Source organism: Streptomyces finlayi (assembly GCF_014216315.1).
In the GTDB taxonomy this organism is placed as follows: Bacteria; Actinomycetota; Actinomycetes; order Streptomycetales; family Streptomycetaceae; genus Streptomyces; species Streptomyces finlayi_A.
Window position 1 is genome coordinate 6,080,559 of sequence record NZ_CP045702.1, and the last position, 23,343, is coordinate 6,103,901.

18 protein-coding genes and 1 pseudogene are annotated in these 23,343 nt (G+C 69.8%); 18 read left to right on the top strand and 1 reads right to left on the bottom strand.

Annotated elements, in window-relative coordinates:
* The first annotated feature begins 3 nt into the window (after nucleotides 1–3).
* The 14 genes and pseudogenes from F0344_RS27820 (at nucleotide 4) to F0344_RS27885 (ending at nucleotide 16,474) form a co-directional block, all read left to right on the top strand.
* Nucleotides 4–1,983, top strand: coding sequence for a peptidoglycan D,D-transpeptidase FtsI family protein (locus F0344_RS27820; RefSeq protein ID WP_185301377.1), 1,980 nt, complete (start codon nucleotides 4–6; stop codon nucleotides 1,981–1,983).
* A 60-nt stretch (nucleotides 1,984–2,043) separates the two neighbouring features.
* Complete coding sequence (locus F0344_RS27825; protein WP_374940121.1) at nucleotides 2,044–3,783, top strand: UDP-N-acetylmuramoyl-L-alanyl-D-glutamate--2,6-diaminopimelate ligase; 1,740 nt, start codon at nucleotides 2,044–2,046, stop codon at nucleotides 3,781–3,783.
* A 4-nt stretch (nucleotides 3,784–3,787) separates the two neighbouring features.
* On the top strand, nucleotides 3,788–5,218 hold the full coding sequence (locus tag F0344_RS27830; RefSeq protein WP_185301378.1) for a UDP-N-acetylmuramoyl-tripeptide--D-alanyl-D-alanine ligase: 1,431 nt from the start codon (nucleotides 3,788–3,790) through the stop codon (nucleotides 5,216–5,218).
* A complete protein-coding gene (gene mraY, locus F0344_RS27835; protein WP_185301379.1) occupies nucleotides 5,215–6,285 on the top strand; it encodes a phospho-N-acetylmuramoyl-pentapeptide-transferase in 1,071 nt (356 codons plus the stop codon). The genes F0344_RS27830 and mraY overlap by 4 nt, the downstream gene beginning before the upstream one ends.
* Nucleotides 6,267–7,710: pseudogene (gene murD, locus F0344_RS27840) on the top strand (UDP-N-acetylmuramoyl-L-alanine--D-glutamate ligase). The gene mraY and the pseudogene murD overlap by 19 nt, the downstream one beginning before the upstream one ends.
* A gap of 67 nt (nucleotides 7,711–7,777) precedes the next feature.
* Nucleotides 7,778–9,229 (top strand): putative lipid II flippase FtsW, encoded by a 1,452-nt coding sequence (ftsW, locus tag F0344_RS27845; protein WP_185301380.1) that lies wholly within the window; start codon nucleotides 7,778–7,780, stop codon nucleotides 9,227–9,229.
* Nucleotides 9,230–9,235: 6 nt separating this feature from the next.
* Nucleotides 9,236–10,330 (top strand): undecaprenyldiphospho-muramoylpentapeptide beta-N-acetylglucosaminyltransferase, encoded by a 1,095-nt coding sequence (gene murG, locus F0344_RS27850; RefSeq protein WP_185301381.1) that lies wholly within the window; start codon nucleotides 9,236–9,238, stop codon nucleotides 10,328–10,330.
* A 50-nt stretch (nucleotides 10,331–10,380) separates the two neighbouring features.
* Nucleotides 10,381–11,175 (top strand): cell division protein FtsQ/DivIB, encoded by a 795-nt coding sequence (locus F0344_RS27855; RefSeq protein WP_185301382.1) that lies wholly within the window; start codon nucleotides 10,381–10,383, stop codon nucleotides 11,173–11,175.
* Nucleotides 11,176–11,451: 276 nt separating this feature from the next.
* Nucleotides 11,452–12,666, top strand: a complete 1,215-nt coding sequence (gene ftsZ / locus F0344_RS27860; protein WP_185301383.1) for a cell division protein FtsZ — start codon at nucleotides 11,452–11,454, stop codon at nucleotides 12,664–12,666.
* Complete coding sequence (gene pgeF, locus F0344_RS27865) at nucleotides 12,663–13,415, top strand: peptidoglycan editing factor PgeF (RefSeq protein ID WP_374940122.1); 753 nt, start codon at nucleotides 12,663–12,665, stop codon at nucleotides 13,413–13,415. The genes ftsZ and pgeF overlap by 4 nt, the downstream gene beginning before the upstream one ends.
* 6 nt (nucleotides 13,416–13,421) lie before the next feature.
* On the top strand, nucleotides 13,422–14,141 hold the full coding sequence (locus tag F0344_RS27870) for a YggS family pyridoxal phosphate-dependent enzyme (RefSeq protein ID WP_185301385.1): 720 nt from the start codon (nucleotides 13,422–13,424) through the stop codon (nucleotides 14,139–14,141).
* A gap of 125 nt (nucleotides 14,142–14,266) precedes the next feature.
* Nucleotides 14,267–14,890, top strand: coding sequence for a cell division protein SepF (locus F0344_RS27875; protein WP_185301386.1), 624 nt, complete (start codon nucleotides 14,267–14,269; stop codon nucleotides 14,888–14,890).
* Between the two features lie 71 nt (nucleotides 14,891–14,961).
* Nucleotides 14,962–15,258 (top strand): YggT family protein, encoded by a 297-nt coding sequence (locus tag F0344_RS27880; RefSeq protein WP_185301387.1) that lies wholly within the window; start codon nucleotides 14,962–14,964, stop codon nucleotides 15,256–15,258.
* A 49-nt stretch (nucleotides 15,259–15,307) separates the two neighbouring features.
* Nucleotides 15,308–16,474, top strand: a complete 1,167-nt coding sequence (locus tag F0344_RS27885; RefSeq protein WP_185301388.1) for a DivIVA domain-containing protein — start codon at nucleotides 15,308–15,310, stop codon at nucleotides 16,472–16,474.
* A 246-nt stretch (nucleotides 16,475–16,720) separates the two neighbouring features.
* On the opposite strand, the gene ileS is transcribed toward F0344_RS27885, so the two are convergent.
* On the bottom strand, nucleotides 16,721–19,867 hold the full coding sequence (gene ileS, locus F0344_RS27890; RefSeq protein WP_185301389.1) for an isoleucine--tRNA ligase: 3,147 nt from the start codon (nucleotides 19,865–19,867) through the stop codon (nucleotides 16,721–16,723).
* A gap of 543 nt (nucleotides 19,868–20,410) precedes the next feature.
* On the opposite strand from ileS, the gene F0344_RS27895 reads away from it, so the two are divergent.
* The 4 genes from F0344_RS27895 to F0344_RS27910 are packed head-to-tail and all read left to right on the top strand — an operon-like array spanning nucleotide 20,411 to nucleotide 23,307.
* Entirely contained in the window at nucleotides 20,411–21,169 is a 759-nt protein-coding gene (locus F0344_RS27895; RefSeq protein ID WP_185301390.1) for a TraR/DksA family transcriptional regulator, read from the top strand.
* 58 nt (nucleotides 21,170–21,227) lie between these two features.
* Nucleotides 21,228–21,869: a signal peptidase II gene (gene lspA / locus F0344_RS27900; protein ID WP_185301391.1), complete on the top strand. Its 642-nt coding sequence runs from the start codon at nucleotides 21,228–21,230 to the stop codon at nucleotides 21,867–21,869.
* Nucleotides 21,870–21,892: 23 nt separating this feature from the next.
* Entirely contained in the window at nucleotides 21,893–22,834 is a 942-nt protein-coding gene (locus F0344_RS27905; RefSeq protein ID WP_185301392.1) for an RluA family pseudouridine synthase, read from the top strand.
* Nucleotides 22,831–23,307, top strand: coding sequence for a GNAT family N-acetyltransferase (locus F0344_RS27910; protein ID WP_185301393.1), 477 nt, complete (start codon nucleotides 22,831–22,833; stop codon nucleotides 23,305–23,307). The genes F0344_RS27905 and F0344_RS27910 overlap by 4 nt, the downstream gene beginning before the upstream one ends.
* Nucleotides 23,308–23,343 lie beyond the last annotated feature (36 nt).

Sequence of the window (23,343 nt, forward strand, 5' to 3'; positions counted from 1 at the left end):
GCAGTGCCGTCCAAGGAACCGCCGCGCCGCCGCGTACCCGGCCCGGCACGCCCCCGTAACGCGGCGGGCGGCACCGGCCGCTCCCGGCCCACGGCCCGCCGCCCGCGCCCCTCGGCCGGGCGGTCGCGCGGCAGCACCCCGCGTTCCCTGCGCCTTGGCAGCCCACGTCCACGTCTGCGCCTGGTCGGCCTCGCCCTGACGGTCGTCATGCTGGCGTTCGTCGTCCGGCTGCTCCAGGTCCAGGCCGTCGACGCCAGTACGTACGCCGCCAAGGCCCAGCAGAACCGCTACCTGGAGTACACGGTGGCCGCCGAACGCGGGGAGATCACCGACCGCAACGGGATCGCGCTGGCCACCAGCGTCGACGCGCACAACATCACCGCCGACCCCAAGATGTTCACGCCCGAGGACAGCAAGGCCCCGGACGCTCCGCAGCAGGCGGCCGCGCTCCTCGCCCCGATCCTCGGCAAGGACGTCGAGGAGCTGACGAAGAAGCTGTCGGCACCCAAGAGCCGCTACACGCTTCTGGCGAGCCGGCAGACCCCACAGGTCTGGAAGCAGATCAAGGACCTCAAGGCCGCCTTCGCCGAGAAGGCCCAGGAGGACGAGGCCAACGGCGGCCCGGGGGCCAACGTGCTGGCAGGCGTCCTTCAGGAGCCCACCACCAAGCGGGTCTACCCGAACGGCGATCTGGCCGCCGGGATACTGGGATTCGTCAACGCCGAGGGCAAGGGCGGCGGCGGCCTGGAGTCGAAGCTGAACAAGGAACTCGCCGGGCAGGACGGAAGGATCCGGTACGCCCAGTCCGGCGGCCGGCGCGTGCCCACGGCCGGTGCCAGGGAGGTCCCGGCCGTCCCGGGCGCCGACATCGAGCTGACGATCGACCGTGACATCCAGTGGGCGGCCCAGCGGGCCATCGCCGACCAGGTCAAGAAGTCCAAGGCGGACCGCGGCTATGTGATCGTCCAGAACACGCGGACCGGCGAGGTACTGGCCATGGCCAACGCTCCCGGCTACGACCCGAACGACCTCTCGCAGGTCAACGCCGCCACCCTCGGCAACGCGGCGCTCCAGGACGTGTACGAGCCGGGCTCCACCAGCAAGGTCATGTCCATGGCCGCCGTGCTGGAGGAGAAGGCCGCCACGCCCGGCACCCACGTCACCGTCCCCAACCGCCTGCACCGGGGTGACCGGCTGTTCAGGGACGACATCGACCACCCCACCTGGTACCTCACGCTCAACGGCGTACTCGCCAAGTCGAGCAACATCGGCACCATCCTGGCGACCGGTCAGCTCGGCAGGACCCAGGCCGAGGCCAACAAGGTCCTCCACTCCTATCTGCGCAAATTCGGGATCGGCTCGGTCACCGGACTCGGCTACCCCGGTGAGTCACCCGGCCTCCTCGCGAAGCCGCAGGACTGGTCTACCTCGCAGCAGTTCACGATCCCGTTCGGCCAGGGCCTCTCCCTGAACGCCATGCAGGCCGCGTCCGTCTACTCGACGATCGCCAACGGCGGGGTCAGGATCGTCCCCACCCTCGTACGCGGGACCAAGGACGCGGACGGCGGGTACACCGCCGCGCCCGCCCCCGGACAGACCCGGGTGGTCAGCGAGAAGACCGCCAAGACGCTGTCGGTCATGCTCGAATCCGTGGTCGACGACCACGAGGGCACCGGGACCAAGGCGGCGATCCCGGGCTACCGCGTCGCGGGCAAGACCGGGACGGCCAACCGGGTCGACCCGGAGCGCGGCGGCTACCACGGCTACACCGCCTCCTTCGCGGGATTCGCACCGTCCGACGACCCGCAGGTCACCGTCTACTGCGCGATCCAGAACCCCACCAAGGGCAGCTACTTCGGCGGCCAGACCTGCGGTCCCATCTACAAGAAGGTCATGGAGTTCGCGCTCAAGACGCTCCAGACCGCACCGTCCGGCAGCAAGCCCGCCCGGCTGCCGGTGTCCTTCCAGCCCGGCGAGCAATAAGGAGGCCACTGTGGGTCCTGGCCGGGCTCATGATCCGCAGTAGCCCCGAGGGAACCCTCAGTGACAACGATCACCCCTGACCCCGGGAACCGGAACGAGAAGTACCGCGACCCTGGCCCCTCGCTTCGCGAGAGGCCGGGTGAGCCCGGTACGCTCACCGCCGTGCCCCACCCTGATCAGTCCCAGAACACCCAGAAGGACGCGCCTGTGAGCTACCCGGGAGCGCCTCGACCGGACCGGCTCCGGCCCACCCCCCTCGGCGAGCTGGCCGCCATGCTCGGTGTCGAACCACCCGGGTCCGGCGAGGTCACCGGCATCACCCATGATTCGCGGGCCGTGCGCCCGGGGGATGTCTACGCGGCCCTGTCCGGCGCCCGGCTGCACGGCGCCGACTTCGCCGCCCAGGCGGCGGGTCTCGGCGCGGTCGCGATCCTCACCGACCCGGCGGGCGCCGAGCGCGCCGCCGCCACCGGACTCCCGGTCCTCGTCACCGAGGACCCGCGGGGCCGGATGGGCGAGATCGCCGCCGAGATCTACGGGCGGCCGGGCGTCGGCCTGCTCCAGATCGGGATCACCGGAACATCCGGCAAGACGACCACGGCGTACCTCGTCGAGGGCGGACTGCGCGGCGCGGGCCGCACCACCGGACTGATCGGCACCGTCGAGATGCGGATCGGCGACGTGCGCATCAAGTCCGAGCGCACCACGCCCGAGGCCACCGACCTCCAGGCCCTCTTCGCCGTCATGCGCGAACGCGGCACCGAGGCGGTCGCCATGGAGGTCTCCAGCCACGCGCTGGTGCTCGGCCGGGTCGACGGCTGCGTCTTCGACGTCGCCGTCTTCAACAACCTCAGCCCGGAGCACATGGAGTTCCACTCCGGGATGGAGGACTACTTCCAGGCGAAGGCCCAGCTCTTCACCCCGGCCCGCAGCCGGCTGGGAGTGGTCAACTTCGACGACGAGTACGGCAGGAGGCTGATCGCCGAGGCCACCGTCCCGGTCGTCTCGTTCTCCGCCGAGGGCCACCCGGACGCCGACTGGCGTGCCGAGGACGTCGAGGTCGGCCCGCAGGACAGCACCTTCCGCGTCATCGGCCCCAAGGGCGAGCGGATCAACGCCAAGGCCCCGCTGCCCGGCCCGTTCAACGTCGCCAACAGCCTCGCCGCGATCGTCACCCTGGCCGTCGCGGGCGTCGACCCGCAGATCGCCGCCGACGGGGTCGCGGCCGTCCCGGGCGTCCCCGGCCGGCTGGAGCGGGTGGACGCCGGACAGCCGTACCTCGCCGTCGTCGACTACGCACACAAGACGGACGCGGTCGAGTCCGTCCTGCGCTCCCTGCGCAAGGTCACCGAGGGCAGGGTGCACATCGTGCTCGGCTGCGGCGGAGACCGGGACACCACCAAACGCGGCTCCATGGGTGCCGCCGCTGCCCGCCTCGCCGACACCGCCGTACTGACCTCCGACAACCCCCGCTCCGAAGACCCCCTGGCCATCCTCGCCGCGATGCTCTCGGGCGCCGCCGAGGTTCCCGTCCACGAGCGCGGCGACGTCCTCGTCGACGCCGACCGGGCCGCGGCCATCGCCGCGGCCGTCGCCCGGGCCGAACCGGGCGACACCGTCCTCGTCGCGGGCAAGGGACACGAGCTGGGCCAGGACATCCACGGAGTGGTACGCCCCTTCGACGACCGCAAGGTCCTGCGCGCCGCCATCGCGCGCTCCATGGGCCGCGAGAGCACCGAGGGCGTCCCCGAGGGCACCGCGGACCGCGCCCACACCCACGAGAACAACAGTCAGGGATGACCAAGTGATCACCCTTTCCCTCACCGAGATCGCCGAAATCGTCGGCGGGCAGCCGCACGACATACCCGATCCGGCAGTCACCGTCGGCGGGCCCGTCGTCATCGACTCCCGGGAGGTGAAGCCCGGCAGCCTGTTCGTGGCCCTGCCGGGCGAGCAGGCCGACGGCCACGACTTCGCGCAGCGCGCCGTCGAGGCGGGCGCGGCAGCAGTGCTGGCCGCCCGCCCCGTCGGCGTTCCGGCGATCGTCGTCGACGACGTCGAGGCGGCGCTCGGCGCACTCGCCCGCGCCGTCGTCCAGCGGCTCGGAGCCACCCTCGTCGCGCTCACGGGATCTGCGGGCAAGACCTCCACCAAGGACCTGATCGCCCAGCTCCTGGAGCGCAAGGCCCCCACCGTCTGGACCCTGGGCTCCTTCAACAACGAGCTCGGCCTGCCCCTCACCGCGCTCCGCGCCACCGAGGAGACCCAGCACCTCGTCCTCGAAATGGGCGCTCGCGGGATCGGCCACATCCGCTACCTGGCCGGCATCACGCCACCGCGCATCGGACTGGTCCTCAACGTCGGCACCGCGCACATCGGCGAGTTCGGCAGCCGTGAGGCGATCGCCGAGGCCAAGGGCGAGCTCGTGGAGGCCCTTCCGGCCGCAGCGGAAGGCGGCGTCGCCGTCCTCAACGCCGACGATCACCTCGTGCGGGCCATGGCCGCCCGCACAAAAGCGCGGGTCCTGCTCTTCGGAGAGGCCGCGGATGCGGACGTACGGGGAGAGAACGTCCGGCTCACCGAGGACGGGCGCCCCGCTTTCGAGCTCCACACACCCACCGGGTGCAGCGGCGTGACCTTGCGCCTGTACGGTGAGCACCACGTGTCGAACGCGCTCGCCGCGGCCGCCGTCGCCCATGAGTTGGGCATGTCCGTGACTGAGATCGCCGTGGCGCTCTCCGAGGCGGGCACCCTCTCCCGCTGGCGCATGGAGGTCACCGAGCGTCCGGACGGTGTGACGGTCGTCAATGACGCCTACAACGCGAACCCCGAATCCATGAGAGCCGCACTCCGTGCGCTGGCTGCCATGGGCAAAGCCTCACGGGCCGGAGGGGGACGCACGTGGGCGGTGCTCGGTCAGATGGCCGAGCTCGGTGACGCGTCGCTCGCCGAGCACGACGCTGTCGGACGGCTCGCCGTCCGGCTCAACGTCAGCAAGCTCGTCGCTGTCGGAGGAAGAGAAGCCTCCTGGCTGCAACTGGGCGCATATAACGAGGGTTCGTGGGGTGAGGAGTCGGTGCACGTGTCCGACGCACAGGCGGCCGTCGACCTGTTGCGCAGTGAACTGCGCCCGGGAGACGTCGTGCTGGTGAAGGCGTCCCGGTCGGTCGGCCTGGAGAAGGTCGCTCTGGCACTGCTGGAGAACTCTGCCGAGGGCGAGGTCGTCGTCCGATGAGGCAGATCCTCTTCGCGGGGGCCATCGGGCTCTTCCTGACCCTGGTCGGCACTCCGCTGCTGATCAAGCTCCTGGCCCGCAAGGGCTACGGGCAGTTCATCCGGGACGATGGCCCGCGCAGCCACGGCAGCAAGCAGGGAACGCCCACGATGGGTGGGATCGCCTTCATCCTGGCGACGATCATCGCGTACGTCCTGGCCAAGGTGATCACCGGCGAGGAGATGCGATTCTCCGGTGTGCTGGTGCTCTTCCTGATGGCGGGCATGGGCCTGGTCGGCTTCCTCGACGACTACATCAAGATCGTCAAGCAGCGTTCGCTGGGCCTGCGGGCCAAGGCGAAGCTGGCGGGCCAGCTGATCGTCGGCGTCGCCTTCGCGGTGCTGTCGCTCCAGTTCGCCGATGCCCGGGGCAACACCCCGGCCTCGACCCGGCTGTCGTTCGTCGAGGACTTCGGCTGGTCCATCGGCCCGGTGCTCTTCTGCGTCTGGGCGCTGTTCATGATCCTCGCCATGTCCAACGGCGTGAACCTGACGGACGGTCTGGACGGTCTGGCCACCGGCGCGTCGGTGATGGTCTTCGGCGCGTACACCTTCATCGGGCTGTGGCAGTTCCAGGAGTCCTGCGCCAACGCGGACACCCTGACCAACCCCAGCGCCTGTTTCGAAGTACGTGACCCACTCGACCTCGCGGTCGTCGCCTCCGCCCTGATGGGCGCCTGCTTCGGCTTCCTGTGGTGGAACACCTCGCCCGCCAAGATCTTCATGGGCGACACCGGTTCGCTCGCCCTCGGCGGAGCCCTAGCGGGTCTCGCGATCTGCTCCCGCACGGAGTTCCTGCTCGCCCTCCTCGGCGGCCTCTTCGTGATGATCACCATGTCGGTGGTCATCCAGGTCGGCTCGTTCAAGATGACCGGCAAGCGCGTCTTCCGCATGGCACCGCTCCAGCACCACTTCGAACTCAAGGGGTGGTCCGAAGTCCTTGTGGTGGTCCGCTTCTGGATCATCCAGGGCATGTGCGTGATCGTCGGACTCGGCCTCTTCTACGCGGGATGGGCAGCCAAGAAGTGAGCAACGTGGACTGGCAGGGCAAGCACGTCACGGTCGCCGGGCTCGGCGTCAGCGGAATCCCCGCGGCGCGCGTCCTGCAGGGGACTGGGGGCGCTGGTCACCGTCGTCAACGACGGCGACGACGACCGCTCCCGTACCCAGGCCGCAGAGCTGGAGGCGCTCGGCATCACGGTGCGCCTCGGCGACGGGGCGACCCTGCCCGAGTCCACCGAGCTGATCGTCACGGCCCCGGGCTGGAAGCCGGACAAGCCGCTCTTCCTCGCAGCCGCCGAGGCCGGCGTCCCCGTGTGGGGCGACGTCGAACTGGCCTGGCGGCTGCGGGGACTGGACGGCAGGAAGCCGGCGCCCTGGCTCGCGGTCACCGGAACCAACGGCAAGACCACCACCGTCCGGATGCTCGCCTCGATCCTCGAAGCGGCCGGCCTGCGGACGGCCGCCGTCGGCAACATCGGTGTCTCCCTCCTGGACGCGGTCCTGGACGAGAAGCCCTACGACGTCCTGGCCGTCGAACTCTCCAGCTACCAGCTGCACTGGGCACCCTCGGTACGCGCCCACTCCGCGGCCGTCCTCAACCTGGCACCGGACCACCTCGACTGGCACGGCTCCATGGCGGCGTACACCGCAGACAAGGGCCGGGTCTACGAGGGCAACACCATCGCCTGCGTCTACAACGTGGCAGACCCGGCGACCGAGGACCTGGTGCGCGGGGCCGACGTGGAAGAGGGCTGCCGGGCCATCGGCTTCACCCTCGCCACCCCCGGCCCCTCGCAGGTCGGGGTGGTCGACGGCATCCTCGTCGACCGGGCCTTCGTGACCAACCGGCAGAAGCAGGCCCAGGAACTGGCCGAGGTCGGCGACATCGACCCGCCGGCTCCGCACAACATCGCCAACGCCCTCGCGGCAGCCGCCCTCGCCCGCGCCTACGGCGTGGAGCCGATGGCGGTACGCGACGGACTGCGGGCCTTCCGCCCCGACCCCCACCGCATCGAGCACGTCGCGGACATCGCCTCGGTGACGTACATCGACGACTCCAAGGCCACCAACACCCACGCCGCCGAGGCATCCCTCGCGGCGTACGACCCGATCGTCTGGATCGCCGGCGGCCTCGCCAAGGGCGCCACCTTCGACGAGCTGGTGAGCGGGGCCGCAGAGCGGCTGCGCGGCGTCGTGCTGATGGGCGCCGACCGGGAACTGATCCGTGAAGCCCTGGCGCGACACGCCCCCCAGGTACCGGTCGTCGACGTGGCCCGGACCGACACTGGGGCGATGTCCGGGGCGGTCAGGGAAGCGGCAGGGCTCGCCCGGCCGGGCGACACCGTACTGCTGGCTCCGGCCTGTGCCTCGATGGACATGTTCGTCAACTACAACAAGCGGGGCGAGGCGTTCGCGGACGCGGTCCGCGCGCTCGCGGCCGAGAACGTCTGACGGACCGGGCCGGGCCGAGGCCCGGCCCGGGACAGCCCCGGGCACGAGCAGTAGAGGGGACAGCGACATGCCGGCCGAAGAGAGCTCCGCGCGAAGCCGGGGCCGCTCACGCGCGTCCGTACCGCCCCGCCGGGCGCTCACCCCGGGCCTCCTGGCCCTCTCCGCCCCCGCAGGCCCTCCGCTCCCCGCGGGCCTCGCCCTGCGCGGGCGGCTGGCCACCGGCTCCCGACGGCCGGCGGTACCCAGGGGCGGCCGGGCCTCCGGCAGTTTCCGTCCGCCGCGCGCCGACGGTGTCCGGCGGCTCTACGAGCAGGCGCGCAGGGCCTGGGACCGCCCACTGACCGCCTACTACCTGATCCTGGGCTCCAGCCTCCTGATCACCGTGCTCGGCCTCGTGATGGTCTACTCCGCCTCGATGATCAAGGCGCTCGACATCGACAGGCCCGCCACCTACTTCTTCCGCAAGCAGTTCCTCGCCGCCGCCATCGGGGCGGGACTGATGTTCATCGCCTCGAAGATGCCCGTGAAGCTCCACCGGGCACTCGCCTACCCCCTGCTCATGATCACCGTCTTCCTGATGGTGCTGGTCCAGGTGCCGGGCATAGGGATGGCGGTGGGCGGCAACCAGAACTGGCTCTACCTGGGCGGCCCCTTCCAGCTCCAGCCCAGTGAGTTCGGCAAGCTCGCGCTGATCCTCTGGGGCGCCGATCTGCTGGCCCGCAAACAGGACAAGCGGCTGCTGGCCCAGTGGAAGCACATGCTCGTGCCGCTCGTCCCGGTCGCGTTCACGCTGCTCGGGCTGATCATGCTCGGCGGAGACATGGGAACTGCGATGATTCTCACCGCGATCCTGTTCGGACTGCTCTGGCTGGCCGGCGCACCCACCCGGCTGTTCGTCGGGGTGCTCGCCATCGCGGGCGCCCTCGTCCTGCTGCTCATCAAGACCAGCCCGAACCGCATGGCCCGACTGGACTGCATGGGTGCGAGCGAGCCCGGCCCCGGCGGCTCCTGCTGGCAGGCCGTACACGGAATCTACGCTCTGGCGTCCGGCGGATGGTTCGGTTCCGGCCTGGGTGCGAGTGTGGAAAAATGGGGTCAACTGCCGGAACCTCACACCGACTTCATCTTCGCCATCACCGGGGAGGAACTGGGACTGGCGGGGACTCTGTCGGTACTCGCCCTCTTCGCGGCTCTAGGCTATGCGGGTATCCGCGTGGCCGGACGCACGGAGGACCCCTTCGTGAGGTACGCCGCGGGAGGCGTGACCACCTGGATCACGGCGCAGGCCGTGATCAACATCGGTGCGGTGCTCGGCCTGTTGCCGATCGCCGGTGTCCCGCTCCCGCTGTTCTCATACGGGGGGTCGGCCCTGCTGCCGACAATGTTCGCTGTCGGGCTCATGATCGCCTTCGCGCGGGAGGACCCCGCGGCGAAAGCTGCCCTGGCCATGCGGAGGCCCGGGGTGAGATGGAAGACGATGAGACGGCGCGTCAAGAAGCGTCCGTCCGGAGAGCGGTGAATTTCGGTGCATGTCGTACTCGCCGGTGGGGGGACCGCCGGCCACATCGAGCCCGCGCTTGCCCTCGCAGATGCCCTGCGCAGGCAGGACCCGACCGTGGGCATCACTGCCCTCGGCACGGAACGTGGACTCGAGACCAGGCTCGTACCCGAGCGGGGGTACGAACTGGCACTGATCCCGGCTGTGCCGCTGCCCCGTAAGCCCACTCCCGAGCTGATCACCGTCCCGGGACGGCTGCGCGGCACGATCAAGGCCGCCGAGCAGATCCTGGAGCGCACCAAAGCGGACTGTGTCGTCGGCTTCGGCGGCTACGTGGCCCTGCCCGGCTACCTCGCCGCCAAGCGCGCCGGGGTCCCGATCATCGTCCACGAGGCCAACGCCCGCCCCGGTCTGGCCAACAAGATCGGTTCGCGGTACGCGTACGGGGTCGCCGTCTCCACGCCGGACAGCAAGCTCCGCGGTGCCCGCTACATCGGCATCCCGCTGCGCCGCACCATCGCCACCCTCGACCGGGCCCGGGTCCGCCCGGAGGCGCGTGCCGCCTTCGGGCTCGACCCGAACCTGCCGACCCTCCTGGTCTCCGGCGGTTCGCAGGGCGCCCGCCACCTCAACGAGGTCGTCCAGCGGGTCGCGCCTCTGCTCCAGCGCTCCGGAATCCAGATCCTTCATGTGGTCGGCCCGAAGAACGAATTGCCGCGCATCGACAACATGCCCGGAATGCCGCCCTACATCCCGGTACCGTACGTGGACCGGATGGATCTCGCGTACGCCGCGGCCGACATGATGCTCTGCCGCGCGGGCGCGATGACCGTCGCCGAACTCTCCGCCGTCGGGCTCCCCGCCGCCTACGTCCCGTTGCCCATCGGCAACGGCGAACAGCGGCTCAACGCCCAGCCTGTGGTCAACGCCGGCGGCGGTCTCCTGGTGGACGACGCGGCGCTCACCCCCGAGTGGGTGCAGGGCAACGTCCTCCCGGTGCTGTCGGATCCGCACCGGCTGTACGAGATGTCCCGCTCCGCCGCGGAGTTCGGACGGCGGGACGCCGACGACCTGCTCGTCGGCATGGTGTACGAGGCGATTGCCGCACGCCGTCAGGCGTGAGGCGGTGCAGGACCCGGGGCGTGCGCCCCGGGTCCGGCTAAGGAGCGAGCGTGGCCGGACCGACGACCGCCCAGCGCGGTGCAGGGCAGCAGGCGGACGCCTCCGCCCGGCCGCCGCACATCGGCCCATGGGGACGCCGGATCGGCCGCCGTACGCTCCTGATCCTCATCGCGGTGGGCGTGGCCCTGCTCGCCGCGGGCGGAATCTGGGTGCTCTACGGCTCTTCCTGGCTCCGGGCGGAGCAGGTACGGATCACCGGTGTCGAGGTACTGACCGAGACCGAGGTGGACGAGGCCGCGGCGGTGCCGATCGGGGCGCCGATGATGTCCATCGACACGGACGCGATCGCGGACAGGTTGCGCCAGAAGTTGCCTCGTATCGATTCCGTGGATGTCGTACGGTCATGGCCGCACGGCATCGGACTTAGAGTGACCGAACGGAAGCCGGTTCTGCTGGTGGAAAAGGGTGCAAAGTTCATCGAAGTGGATGTGGACGGTGTTCGCTTCGCAACCGTGGACAAAGCGCCTGCAGGCGTACCTCTGCTGGAATTGACACCTGATCAGTCCGCGAGTCTGCGCCGTTTCGGCAGCGACCGGCTGGTGCGGGAAGCGGTCCGGGTCGCGGGTGAACTCCCGGGAAGTGTTGCCGAGGACGCCAGGGTGGTTCGGGTGACCTCGTTCGACTCGGTCCTTCTGGAGCTCACCCGGGGTCGCACGGTGAACTGGGGCAGCAGCGAACGAGGGCCGGTGAAGGCGAAGGTCCTCACCGCTCTCATGAAAGCCGTTCCCAAAGCGGGGCACTTCGACGTGAGTGCGCCCATCGCCCCTGCCGTATCGGATAGTTGACGCACGTTTGGCCTGGCCAGCACCCTGGTTGGTCAGCGCTACGGGTGATCACATAGGGTGAAAAGAAAAACGGGAGGTTCGGCGTGTTCGTTGAACGTGCGCCACTTGTCGACTTAGTGTCCTGTTCGGAAGAGTCCAAGAAGCAGACACACTGGTAACCCTGAACTTCAACGTTAGGGTTCGGGTCGGCGTTCGGACCGTCCCAATCGGCATCCGTCGTCGCGGCGGAATCACCGCAACGCGACGACACGTAACTCGAGGCGAGAGGCCTTCGACGTGGCAGCACCGCAGAACTACCTCGCAGTCATCAAGGTCATCGGTGTCGGCGGCGGTGGTGTCAATGCCATCAACCGAATGATCGAGGTCGGTCTCAAGGGCGTCGAGTTCATCGCGATCAACACGGATGCGCAAGCCCTGTTGATGAGCGACGCCGACGTCAAACTCGACGTCGGCCGTGAACTCACCCGTGGCCTCGGCGCCGGGGCGAACCCGGCAGTCGGTCGCAAGGCGGCAGAGGACCACCGTGAAGAGATCGAGGAGGTCCTCAAGGGGGCCGACATGGTCTTCGTCACCGCAGGAGAAGGCGGCGGCACCGGCACCGGCGGCGCACCCGTCGTCGCCAACATCGCGCGCTCGCTCGGCGCCCTGACGATCGGCGTGGTCACCCGCCCGTTCACGTTCGAGGGCCGGCGACGCGCGAACCAGGCGGAGGACGGCATCGCCGAACTCCGCGAAGAAGTCGACACCCTCATCGTCATCCCCAACGACCGACTGCTGTCCATCTCGGACCGCCAGGTCAGCGTGCTCGACGCGTTCAAGTCGGCCGACCAGGTGCTGCTCTCGGGTGTCCAGGGCATCACCGACCTCATCACCACCCCGGGTCTGATCAACCTCGACTTCGCCGACGTCAAGTCGGTCATGTCCGAGGCCGGATCGGCGCTCATGGGTATCGGATCGGCCCGCGGCGACGACCGCGCGGTGGCCGCCGCGGAGATGGCGATCTCCTCGCCGCTCCTGGAGGCGTCCATCGACGGTGCCCGCGGTGTGCTGCTCTCCATCTCCGGCGGCAGCGACCTCGGTCTCTTCGAGATCAACGAGGCGGCGCAGTTGGTGAGCGAGGCGGCCCATCCGGAGGCGAACATCATCTTCGGCGCGGTCATCGACGACGCACTGGGCGACGAAGTCAGGGTCACCGTGATCGCCGCGGGGTTCGACGGCGGACAGCCGCCGGCCCGTCGCGAGAACGTCCTGAGCGCGGGGTCCGCCAAGCGCGAGGAGCCGGCCGCACCGGTCCGGTCCGCCGAGCCCGCCCGTCAGTCGGGCGGACTGGGCTCCGTGCCCTCGCGCGAGGAGGCTCCGGTCCAGGCCGAGTCCGTACCGGTGGCGAACGAGAACCCGCTTCCGCCGGTCTCGCCGCCGCACGTCCCGCCGGCCCGTCCCTACCAGGACACCCAGGCCGAAGAGCTGGATGTTCCGGACTTCTTGAAGTGATAGGTCCGCACGACGCGGTGCCCGCAGCGCGCTCTGCGGAAAGCGGCGCCCACTTCGCCTTCACCGACAGGTGGGGCGGGGTGAGCGCCGCTCCGTACGAGGAGCTCAATCTCGGCGGCGCTGTCGGGGACGACCCGGCCGCCGTGCGCGCCAACCGCGGGCACGCCGCCCGTTCACTCGGTCTCGACCCGGCGCGGGTCGTCTGGATGAACCAGGTGCACGGGCGGGACGTGGCCGTGGTCGACGGACCCTGGGGCGACACCCCGGAGATCCCGGCCGTGGACGCGGTGGTGACCGCGAGGCGCGGACTCGCCCTCGCCGTCCTCACGGCCGACTGCACGCCGGTTCTGCTCGCCGACCCGGTCGCGGGAGTCGTGGCCGCGGCGCACGCGGGCCGCCCGGGACTGGTCGCCGGAGTCGTTCCGGCCGCGGTCGAGGCCATGATCGCTCTCGGCGCCGAAGTCTCCCGGATCAGCGCCCACACCGGACCGGCCGTCTGCGGACGGTGTTACGAGGTCCCGGCGCCGATGCGGGCCGAGGTCGCCGAAGCGGTCCCGGCCTCGTGGTCAGAGACCAGCTGGGGAACGCCGGCGGTGGATGTCACCGCCGGAGTCCACGCCCAGCTCGACGGACTCGGTGTGAGTGACCGGCACCGTTCCCCGTTCTGCACACTGGAATCGGGCGACCACTTCTCGTACCGCCGCGACCGCACCACCGGGCGGCTCGCCGGATATGTCTGGTTGGACTGATAGGGCATGACGGACCGTAGGACTGAACTCGCGGCAAACCTGGCACAGGTGGAGGAACGCATTGCTTCCGCCTGCGCCGCGGCCGGTCGCAAGCGGGAGGAGGTGACCCTCATCGTGGTCACCAAGACCTATCCCGCAGACGATGTGCGGATTCTGCACGGACTCGGTGTACGGCATGTCGCCGAGAATCGTGACCAGGACGCGGCCCCCAAAGCCGCCGCTTGTGCGGATCTGTCGCTCACATGGCATTTTGTCGGGCAATTGCAGACGAACAAGGTTCGTTCTGTGGTGAGTTATGCCGATGTCGTGCAGTCGGTGGACCGGATCAAGCTGGTGTCGTCGCTCTCGTCGGCGGCCGTGCGCGTCGGGCGGGAACTCGGCTGTCTCCTCCAGGTCGCTCTCGACGCCGGGAGCGGTGAACGCGGTGACCGCGGCGGTGTCTCACCGGACGGGATCGACGAGTTGGCCGCGGCGGTGGCCGCGGCTCCGGGGCTCAGGCTCGACGGGTTGATGACCGTCGCTCCGCTGGCCGGTCCGTACGCGGACCGGCAACGGGCGGCGTTCGATCGGCTGATGGAAATCTCATCCCGCCTGCGCGCGGACCATCCGACTGCGAACATGGTCTCCGCGGGGATGAGTTCGGACCTCGAGGACGCGGTAGCGGCCGGAGCGACACATGTACGCGTCGGTACGGCGGTACTCGGAGTCCGACCCGGCCTCGGGTAACGTCGCGAAGCAAGTCGGACCACAGTAGAAAATATGGTCATTTCCGCCCAAAGCGGTCAGGCCACAGTGGATCTCGGGCACTTGGTGACGAATGCCGATCCACCACAGAGCGGAGGACTCAGAGCATGGCCGGCGCGATGCGCAAGATGGCGGTCTACCTCGGCCTCGTGGAGGACGATGGGTACGACGGTCCGGGGTTCGACCCCGACGATGAATTCGAACCCGAGCCGGAGCCCGAGAGGGACCGGCGGCGGCATCAGCCCCCGCATCAGGTGGAGCGGGAACGTGACCGTGAACGGGACGAACCGGTACGAGTGGTGCAGCCGCCCGCGCAGCGGGAGCCGGTTCAGCTCCCCGCGGAAAGCGGACGACCCGCCCGAATCGCACCCGTGGCATCCATCACACCTGAACGCCCGAACATGGAGAAGAACGCACCCGTGATCATGCCCAAGGTCGTGTCCGAGCGGGAGCCGTACCGGATCACCACGCTGCACCCCAGGACCTACAACGAGGCCCGTACGATCGGGGAACACTTCCGTGAGGGCACTCCGGTGATCATGAATCTCACGGAGATGGACGACACGGACGCGAAGCGACTTGTCGACTTTGCCGCGGGACTTGTCTTCGGTCTCCATGGCAGCATTGAACGAGTGACGCAGAAGGTGTTCCTGTTGTCGCCTGCTAACGTCGATGTCACGGCGGAGGACAAGGCCCGGATCGCAGAGGGCGGATTCTTCAACCAGAGCTGAGAACACGACACCGGGAACGACCCGGCCGAGAGGCCGGAGCTACGAGAGCTAGGGGAGAGGGAAGCGCGAGTATGGGCGTCGCACTGGATGTGGTCTATATCGCGTTGATGTGTTTCCTCATCGTGCTGATCTTCCGGCTGGTCATGGACTACGTCTTTCAGTTCGCACGTTCATGGCAGCCGGGCAAGGCGATGGTGGTCGTACTCGAGGCCACCTACACAGTCACCGATCCACCGCTCAAGCTTCTGCGGCGGTTCATCCCGCCGCTGCGTCTCGGGGGCGTGGCACTCGACCTGTCCTTCTTCGTTCTGATGATCATCGTCTACATCCTGATCAGTGTTGTGAGCAGCATTGGGCGTTCGATGTGAGCGATACGGTCTTGCCGACTGCCGACGACTACGTAGAGGTGAAGAAGAGATGCCGCTGACCCCCGAGGACGTGCGGAACAAGCAGTTCACGACCGTCCGCCTCCGAGAAGGCTATGACGAGGACGAGGTCGATGCCTTCCTCGACGAGGTCGAATCCGAACTGACGCGTCTGCTCCGCGAGAACGAGGACCTGCGCGCCAAGCTGGCCGCTGCCACGCGTGCTGCCGCGCAGAACCAGCAGCAGCAGGGCATGCGCAAGCCCGAGCCGCAGGATCGTCCCGGCGCGCCCGTTCCCGCCGCCATATCCGGTCCGCCGGTGCAGCAGCAGCCCCCGCAGATGGGCCCGCCCCAGCTGTCGGGTGGCGTTCCGCAGCTGCCCGCCGGTCCCAGCGGCCATGGCCCCCAGGGTGGCCACGGTCCCCAGGGTGGCCACGGTCCCCAGGGTGGCCACGGTCCCGGCCCGCAGGGCCAGCACGGCCCCGGCCCGATGCAGGGCGGCCCGATGGGCGGCCCCATGGGCCACAACCCGCAGCAGCAGCAGATGCAGCAGATGCAGATGCAGCAGCAGCCGCCGCAGATGCAGCAGCAGGGTCCCGGTGGCGACAGTGCCGCCCGTGTCCTCTCGCTCGCGCAGCAGACCGCCGACCAGGCGATCGCGGAGGCCCGTTCCGAGGCCAACAAGATCGTCGGCGAGGCGCGCAGCCGTGCCGAGGGTCTGGAGCGCGACGCACGAGCCAAGGCGGACGCCCTGGAGCGGGACGCGCAGGAGAAGCACCGCGTGGCGATGGGCTCGCTGGAGTCGGCCCGCGCGACGCTGGAGCGCAAGGTCGAAGACCTGCGTGGCTTCGAGCGCGAGTACCGCACCCGGCTGAAGTCCTACCTGGAGAGCCAGCTGCGTCAGCTGGAGACCCAGGCCGACGACTCGCTGGCCCCGCCGCGGACCCCGGCGACCGCTTCCCTGCCGCCGTCGCCCTCGCTGGCTCCGGCCGGTGCGGGTGCGATGGGTCACGGTATGGGTGGCAACCACGGTGGTCACGGCAACCAGCAGATGGGCGGAAACCCGTCCATGGGCGGTGGTCCCTCGTACGGTGGCCAGCAGCAGATGTCGCCCGCGATGACGCAGCCGATGGCACCGGTGCGGCCGCAGGCGCCGCAGCCGATGCAGCAGGCGCCTTCGCCGATGCGCGGGTTCCTGATCGACGAGGACGACAACTGAGCGGTTCGCGCTCGCTGAGCGCGTAGCCGTCGGCAGGCAAAGGGCCGGGCCCCGGGATTCCCGGGGCCCGGCCCTTTGCCGTGCGCGGGGGCGGGGCTGAAGGTGCCGGGCCCGGCCGTATTTCAGCCCGTCCGGCGCTTGCGGACCGAGGTCCGGGGCCAGAGCCCCGGTCACGGGAAGGGGCTGAAGGGGAACAAGCCGAGGGCCCGGCCGGAATCGCTCCGGCCGGGCCCTCGACTGTGCTCGTTACCGCTGCTTGCGCAGGCGGAAGGTGAGGGAGAGGCCCTCGTCCTCGAACGGGGTGCCGTACGTGTCGTCCGCCTCGCCCTCCGCGTAGTCCACCGCCAGCACCTCGTCCGCGATCAGCGGCGTGTGCTCGGTCAGGGCCTCGACCGTGGCCGGGGACGTGGACGTCCAGCGGACCGCGATCCGGTCGGCCACGTCCAGGCCGCTGTTCTTGCGGGCCTCCTGGATCAGGCGGATCGCGTCACGGGCCAGGCCGGCGCGGCGGAGTTCCGGAGTGATCTCCAGGTCGAGGGCGACCGTCGCGCCCGAGTCGGAGGCCACGGACCAGCCCTCGCGCGGGGTCTCCGTGATGATGACCTCGTCGGGGGAGAGCGTGACCGTCTCACCATCCACCTCGACCGAGGCGGTGCCCTCGCGCAGGGCCAGGGAGAGCGCGGCGGCGTCCGTGTCGGCGACGGCCTTCGCCACCGCCTGGACACCCTTGCCGAAGCGCTTGCCCAGGGCGCGGAAGTTCGCCTTCGCCGTCGTGTCGACCAGCGAGCCGCCGACCTCCGAGAGGGAGGCCAGCGACGAGACGTTCAGCTCCTCCGTGATCTGGGCGCGCAGCTCGGTGGAGAGCGCCTCGAAGCCCGAGGCCGCGACCAGCGCCCTGGACAGCGGCTGCCGGGTCTTGACCCCCGACTCCGCGCGCGTCGCGCGGCCGAGCTCGACCAGGCGGCGCACCAGCGCCATCTGCGTGGAGAGGTCCGGGTCGATCGACGGCAGGTCGGCCTTCGGCCACGAGGAGAGGTGGACCGACTCGGGTGCGTCCGGGGCGACCGGGACGACCAGGTCCTGCCAGACCCGCTCCGTGATGAACGGCGTCAGCGGGGCCATCAGCCGGGTGACCGTCTCGATGACCTCGTGCAGGGTGCGCAGCGCGGCCTTGTCGCCCTGCCAGAAGCGGCGGCGCGAGCGGCGTACGTACCAGTTGGACAGGTCGTCGACGAACGCGGAGAGCAGCTTGCCGGCGCGCTGGGTGTCATAACTCTCCAGAGCCTGCGTCACCTGGTCGACCAGGGCGTGGAGTTCGCTGAGCAGCCAGCGGTCCAGGACCGTGCGGTCCGCCGGGGCCGGATCTGCCCCGGACGGCGCCCAGCCGGACGTACGGGCGTACAGGGCCTGGAAGGCGACGGTGTTCCAGTAGGTGAGGAGCGTCTTGCGGACGACCTCCTGGATCGTGCCGTGACCGACCCTTCGCGCGGCCCACGGCGAGCCGCCAGCTGCCATGAACCACCGCACCGCGTCGGCGCCGTGCTGGTCCATCAGCGGGACCGGCTGCAGGGTGTTCCCCAGGTGCTTGGACATCTTGCGGCCGTCCTCGGCGAGGATGTGGCCCAGGCAGACCACGTTCTCGTACGAGGACTTGTCGAAGACGAGCGTGCCGACCGCCATCAGCGTGTAGAACCAGCCGCGGGTCTGGTCGATGGCCTCCGAGATGAACTGCGCCGGGTAGCGGCTCTCGAAGATCTCCTTGTTCTGGTGCGGGTAGCCCCACTGCGCGAACGGCATCGAACCCGAGTCGTACCAGGCGTCGATGACCTCCGGAACGCGGTAGGCCTCCAGCCGGCAGTTCTCGTGGGTGCAGGTGAACGTGATCTCGTCGATGAACGGGCGGTGCGGGTCCAGGCCGGACTGGTCGGTACCCGTCAGCTCGGTCAGTTCGGCGCGCGAGCCGACACATGTGAGGTGGTTGTCCTCGCAGCGCCAGATGGGCAGCGGCGTGCCCCAGTAGCGGTTGCGGGACAGCGCCCAGTCGACGTTGTTGTTCAGCCAGTCGCCGAACCGGCCGGTCTTGACCGAGTCCGGGAACCAGTTGGTCTTCTCGTTCTCCTGGAGCAGGCGGTCCTTGACGGCCGTCGTGCGGATGTACCAGGACGGCTGCGCGTAGTAGAGCAGCGCGGTGTGGCAGCGCCAGCAGTGCGGGTAGCTGTGCTCGTACGGGACGTGGCGGAAGAGCTTGCCGCGGGCGTCCAGGTCGGCGGTGAGCGCTTCGTCGGCCTTCTTGAAGAAGACGCCGCCGACGAGCGGCAGGTCCTCCTCGAAGGTGCCGTCAGGGCGGACCGGGTTCACGACCGGGAGACCGTAGGCGCGGCAGACGACGAGGTCGTCGGCGCCGAAGGCGGGGGACTGGTGGACCAGACCCGTACCGTCCTCGGTCGTGACGTACTCGGCGTTGACGACGTAGTGCGCCGGGGCGGGGAAGTCGACGAGCGCGAAGGGACGCTCGTACGTCCAGCGCTCCATCTCGCGGCCGGTGAACGACCGGCCGGTGAGCTCCCAGCCCTCGCCGAGTGCCTTCTCCAGCAGCGGCTGGGCGACGACGAGCTTCTCCTCGCCGTTCGTCGCGACGACGTAGGTGACGTCGGGGTGCGCGGCGACGGCGGTGTTGGAGACCAGCGTCCAGGGAGTGGTCGTCCAGACCAGCAGGGCGGCTTCGCCGGCCAGTGGGCCGCTCGTCAGCGGGAAGCGGACGAAGACGGAGGGATCGACGACCGTCTCGTACCCCTGGGCGAGTTCGTGGTCGGAGAGGCCGGTTCCGCAGCGGGGGCACCAGGGGGCCACGCGGTGGTCCTGGACAAGGAGGTCCTTGTTGAAGATCTCCTTGAGTGACCACCACACGGAGTCGACGTACTGCGGGTCCATCGTGCGGTACGCGTCGTCGAGGTCGACCCAGTACCCCATGCGGGTCGTGAGCTCGGCGAAGGCGTCGGTGTGGCGGGTCACGGACTCGCGGCACCTGGCGTTGAACTCGGCGATGCCGTACGCCTCGATGTCCTTCTTGCCGTTGAAGCCCAGTTCCTTCTCGACCGCGAGCTCGACCGGCAGACCGTGGCAGTCCCACCCGGCCTTGCGGCCGACGTGGTAGCCCTGCATCGTGCGGAAGCGCGGGAAGACGTCCTTGAAGACGCGGGCCTCGATGTGGTGCGCCCCCGGCATGCCGTTGGCGGTCGGCGGGCCCTCGTAGAAGACCCACTCGGGGCGGCCCTCGGACTGTTCGAGGCTCTTGGCGAAGACCTTGCTGTCGCGCCAGAAGTCGAGCACTGCGTGCTCCAGCGCGGGCAGGTCGACCTGGGCGGGTACCTGGTGGTACTGCGGCGATGTCATGGGCGGGCTTCCTCCGGCGGACGTTTTCCACTTCCGTCGGAGGGACGAGAACCGTGCGGTTCCCGCGGTACCACCCTCCTTGGCCCCGGGCGTGGTGTCGCCCTTGGCCCCCTCATTGGGGTCGCGATGCCGGGTCTACTTGCCTTGCGGCGTTCTTCCGGCGGCTCCGGGGTGATCTTCACGACGCGCTCGCCCCCGGGCTTTCACCGTCCCCGGGTCGCTCCTGGCTGCGTACGACGCTACTCGTCCCATCCACGCCTCTCGCTGGGGCCAGTGTACGGGCCCGTACGGCCGACGGCCGACCGGTTCAACCGCGGGGCGGGGCGTGACCCGAATGGCCAGATGGGCCCGGACGGAGTTCCGGCGGGCCCCCGGGGGTCGGATTACCGGGCGGGGAGCTGGGAACAACGGATGCAAGCGCGCCGCGCCCGGGTACGGGGAGGGGCGAACGGGCGGCGTGCCCCGTTGCCGCGGAGCTGGGGTCGATTTATCGTCCCAGCACGATTCGCGAGCAAGATCACCCTATGTGAAGGGGCCGCGGCCATGGTGGCGAGGAAGACCGCCGTATCGAGAACGGTGTCCGCGGGATCCACGGTGGCGGCAGCCGCGGACACGACCGGGGAGACGGTGCCGGAGACCAGCGCGGGCGGGAAGGCACCGGCCGCGAAGAAGGCCGCCAGGAAAGCGGTGAAGAAGGCCGCGAAAGCAGTGAAGAAGGCCGCGGTGAAGAAGACCGCTGCCGGGAAGCCACCCGCCAAGAAGGCGGCGACGGAGGCGGCCGAGGCCGCCGAGCAGACGGGAGCCCACACGGTGGTAGCCAAGAAGAGCGCGAGCCGGACCACGGCGACTGCCGGGAAGAGCGCGACAGCGGTGCCCCAGGCCCGCGTAGCGGCGGCCACGGCGCCGGGGGACCTGGCCGTACGGCCGGGCGAGGACCCCTGGACGCAGGAGGAGGTCACCGAGGCCCGGACGGGGCTGTCCGGCGAGGTCATGCGGCTGCGCAGCGAGCTGGAGGCGTCCGGCGCCGCCCTCGCCGGGCTGATGCGGGACTCCGGTGACGGAGCGGGCGACGACGACGCCGATACGGGCACCAAGAACATCACCCGCGAGCACGAGCTCTCCCTCGCGGCCAACGCGCAGGAGATGCTGGAACAGAGCGAACGCGCTCTCGCGCGGCTCGACGCGGGTACGTACGGACTGTGCGAGGTCTGCGGGAAGCCGATCGGCAAGGCGAGGATGCAGGCGTTCCCGCGGGCCACGCTGTGCGTGGAGGACAAGCAGAAGCAGGAGCGGCGCGGCTGAACGGCAGAGGTGTGTCGTACCCTCGTCCTCAGTCAGGCACCTAGGTTGAGGGACTCACGTGGCAGAGGCGGAGCGCATCATCGATACGCCGGATATCCCTGATGCTGAGGGGGCTGACGGGGCCGCGGCCCAGCAGCCCGCTGAGGGCACGGCAGCGCCGGCCGAGGCGTCGGACGGCGAGGGCGCGGCCGCCGACGGCACCGGCGGCGGCAAGGGCAAGCGGAAGATCCTCGTGCTCTTCGTCGTCTCCGTCGTCGCCTATCTGCTGGACCTGATCAGCAAGATGATCGTGGTCGCCAAGCTGGAGCACCAGGCACCCATCGAGATCTTCGGTGACTGGCTGAAGTTCGACGCCATCCGGAACGCGGGGGCCGCGTTCGGTTTCGGTGAGGCGTTCACGATCATCTTCACGTTCATCGCCGCCGCGGTGATCGTGGTGATCGCCCGGCTGGCCCGCAAGCTCTACAGCCTGCCGTGGGCCATCGCCCTCGGGCTGCTGCTCGGGGGCGCGCTCGGAAACCTCACCGACCGCATCTTCCGGGCGCCGGGAGTCTTCGAGGGCGCGGTCGTCGATTTCATCGCCCCCGCGCACTTCGCCGTCTTCAACCTCGCCGACTCCGCGATCGTCTGCGGCGGCATCCTGATCGTGATCCTTTCCTTCAAGGGCCTGGACCCCGACGGCACCGTGCACAAGGACTAGCGGGCGCAAGGCATACTCGACAGGTGAGTACGCATCCCGAGGTCCGCACCCTGCCCGTACCCGATGGCCTGGAAGGCGAGCGTGTCGACGCCGCCATTTCCCGGATGTTCGGTTTCTCCCGCACGAAGGCCGCAGAGCTGGCAGCCGCCGGGAAGGTCCAGGTGGACGGTTCGGTTGCCGGGAAGTCGGAGCGGGTGCACGGCGGTGCCTGGCTGGAAGTGGAGATGCCACAGGCAGCCGCTCCGGTCCAGATCATCGCCGAGCCCGTCGAAGGCATGGAGATCGTCCATGACGACGACGACATCGTCGTCATCATGAAGCCGGTCGGCGTGGCCGCCCACCCGAGCCCCGGCTGGACGGGCACCACGGTCATCGGCGGTCTCGCCGCGGCCGGGTACCGGATCTCCACGTCCGGTGCCGCCGAGCGTCAGGGCATCGTGCACCGGCTGGACGTCGGCACGTCCGGGCTGATGGTCGTCGCCAAGTCGGAGCGGGCCTACACGCTGCTCAAGGCGCAGTTCCGCGACCGGGTCGTCGACAAGAAGTACCACGCGCTCGTCCAGGGCCACCCGGACCCGATGAGCGGCACGATCGACGCCCCCATCGGGCGCCACCCCAACCACGACTACAAGTGGGCGGTCACGGCCGAGGGCAAGCCCTCCGTCACGCACTACGACCTCATCGAGGCGTACCGCGCGGCCAGCCTCCTCGACATCAAGCTGGAGACGGGCCGCACCCACCAGATCCGGGTGCACATGTCCGCGCACCGCCACCCCTGTGTGGGCGACCTCACCTACGGCGCCGACCCGACGATGGGCAAGCGCCTCGGCCTGACCCGGCAGTGGCTGCACGCCGTGCGCCTCGGCTTCGAACACCCCTCCGACGGCAGCTGGGTCGAGTTCGCCAGCACCTACCCGGACGACCTCCAGCAGGCCCTCGACAAGATCGCGGCAGAGAGCGAATGACCGGCACGCCCGCCCCGTACAGCACGCGCAGGGCGCTCGACGAGACCGATCGCGCAGCCTGTTTCCAGGTCCGCAAGGACGTCTTCGTCGGGGAGCAGCAGGTGCCCGAGGAACTGGAGTACGACTCCCTCGACGCCACCGCGGTCCATGTCCTGGCAGTCGCCGCCGACGGCTCCGCGCTCGGTACGGGGCGGCTGCTGCACGGCGCCGCGGCGGGTGACAGGACCGGCGGCGACCTCACCGTCGGCGCGCTTGGCCGGCTCGCGGTGACCCGCGCCGCCCGCGGCCTCGGCGTCGGAGCGGCCTTGGTGCGCGCCATCGAGGACGAGGCACGCGCGCTCGGCCTGGCCGCCGTGGACCTGCACGCCCAGACCCACGCACTCGGCTTCTACGAGCGGCTCGGATACGTGGCGTACGGGGCCGAATTTCCCGACGCGGGCATTCCCCACCGGTCGATGCGCCGCGTCCTCTGACCGCTTGGGCCCGAATGCGAAGCCCGCCCGGTCGAG

Bases quoted from the DNA above. Each gene is read 5' to 3' on its own strand.
- F0344_RS27870 (WP_185301385.1), top strand. From the start codon at position 13,422: ATGACGGACCGTAGGACTGAACTCGCGGCAAACCTGGCACAGGTGGAG.
- F0344_RS27885 (WP_185301388.1), top strand. From the start codon at position 15,308: ATGCCGCTGACCCCCGAGGACGTGCGGAACAAGCAGTTCACGACCGTC.
- F0344_RS27910 (WP_185301393.1), top strand. From the start codon at position 22,831: ATGACCGGCACGCCCGCCCCGTACAGCACGCGCAGGGCGCTCGACGAG.
- F0344_RS27880 (WP_185301387.1), top strand. From the start codon at position 14,962: ATGGGCGTCGCACTGGATGTGGTCTATATCGCGTTGATGTGTTTCCTC.
- mraY (WP_185301379.1), top strand. From the start codon at position 5,215: ATGAGGCAGATCCTCTTCGCGGGGGCCATCGGGCTCTTCCTGACCCTG.
- ftsW (WP_185301380.1), top strand. From the start codon at position 7,778: ATGCCGGCCGAAGAGAGCTCCGCGCGAAGCCGGGGCCGCTCACGCGCG.
- F0344_RS27875 (WP_185301386.1), top strand. From the start codon at position 14,267: ATGGCCGGCGCGATGCGCAAGATGGCGGTCTACCTCGGCCTCGTGGAG.
- ileS (WP_185301389.1), bottom strand. From the start codon at position 19,867: ATGACATCGCCGCAGTACCACCAGGTACCCGCCCAGGTCGACCTGCCC.
- F0344_RS27895 (WP_185301390.1), top strand. From the start codon at position 20,411: ATGGTGGCGAGGAAGACCGCCGTATCGAGAACGGTGTCCGCGGGATCC.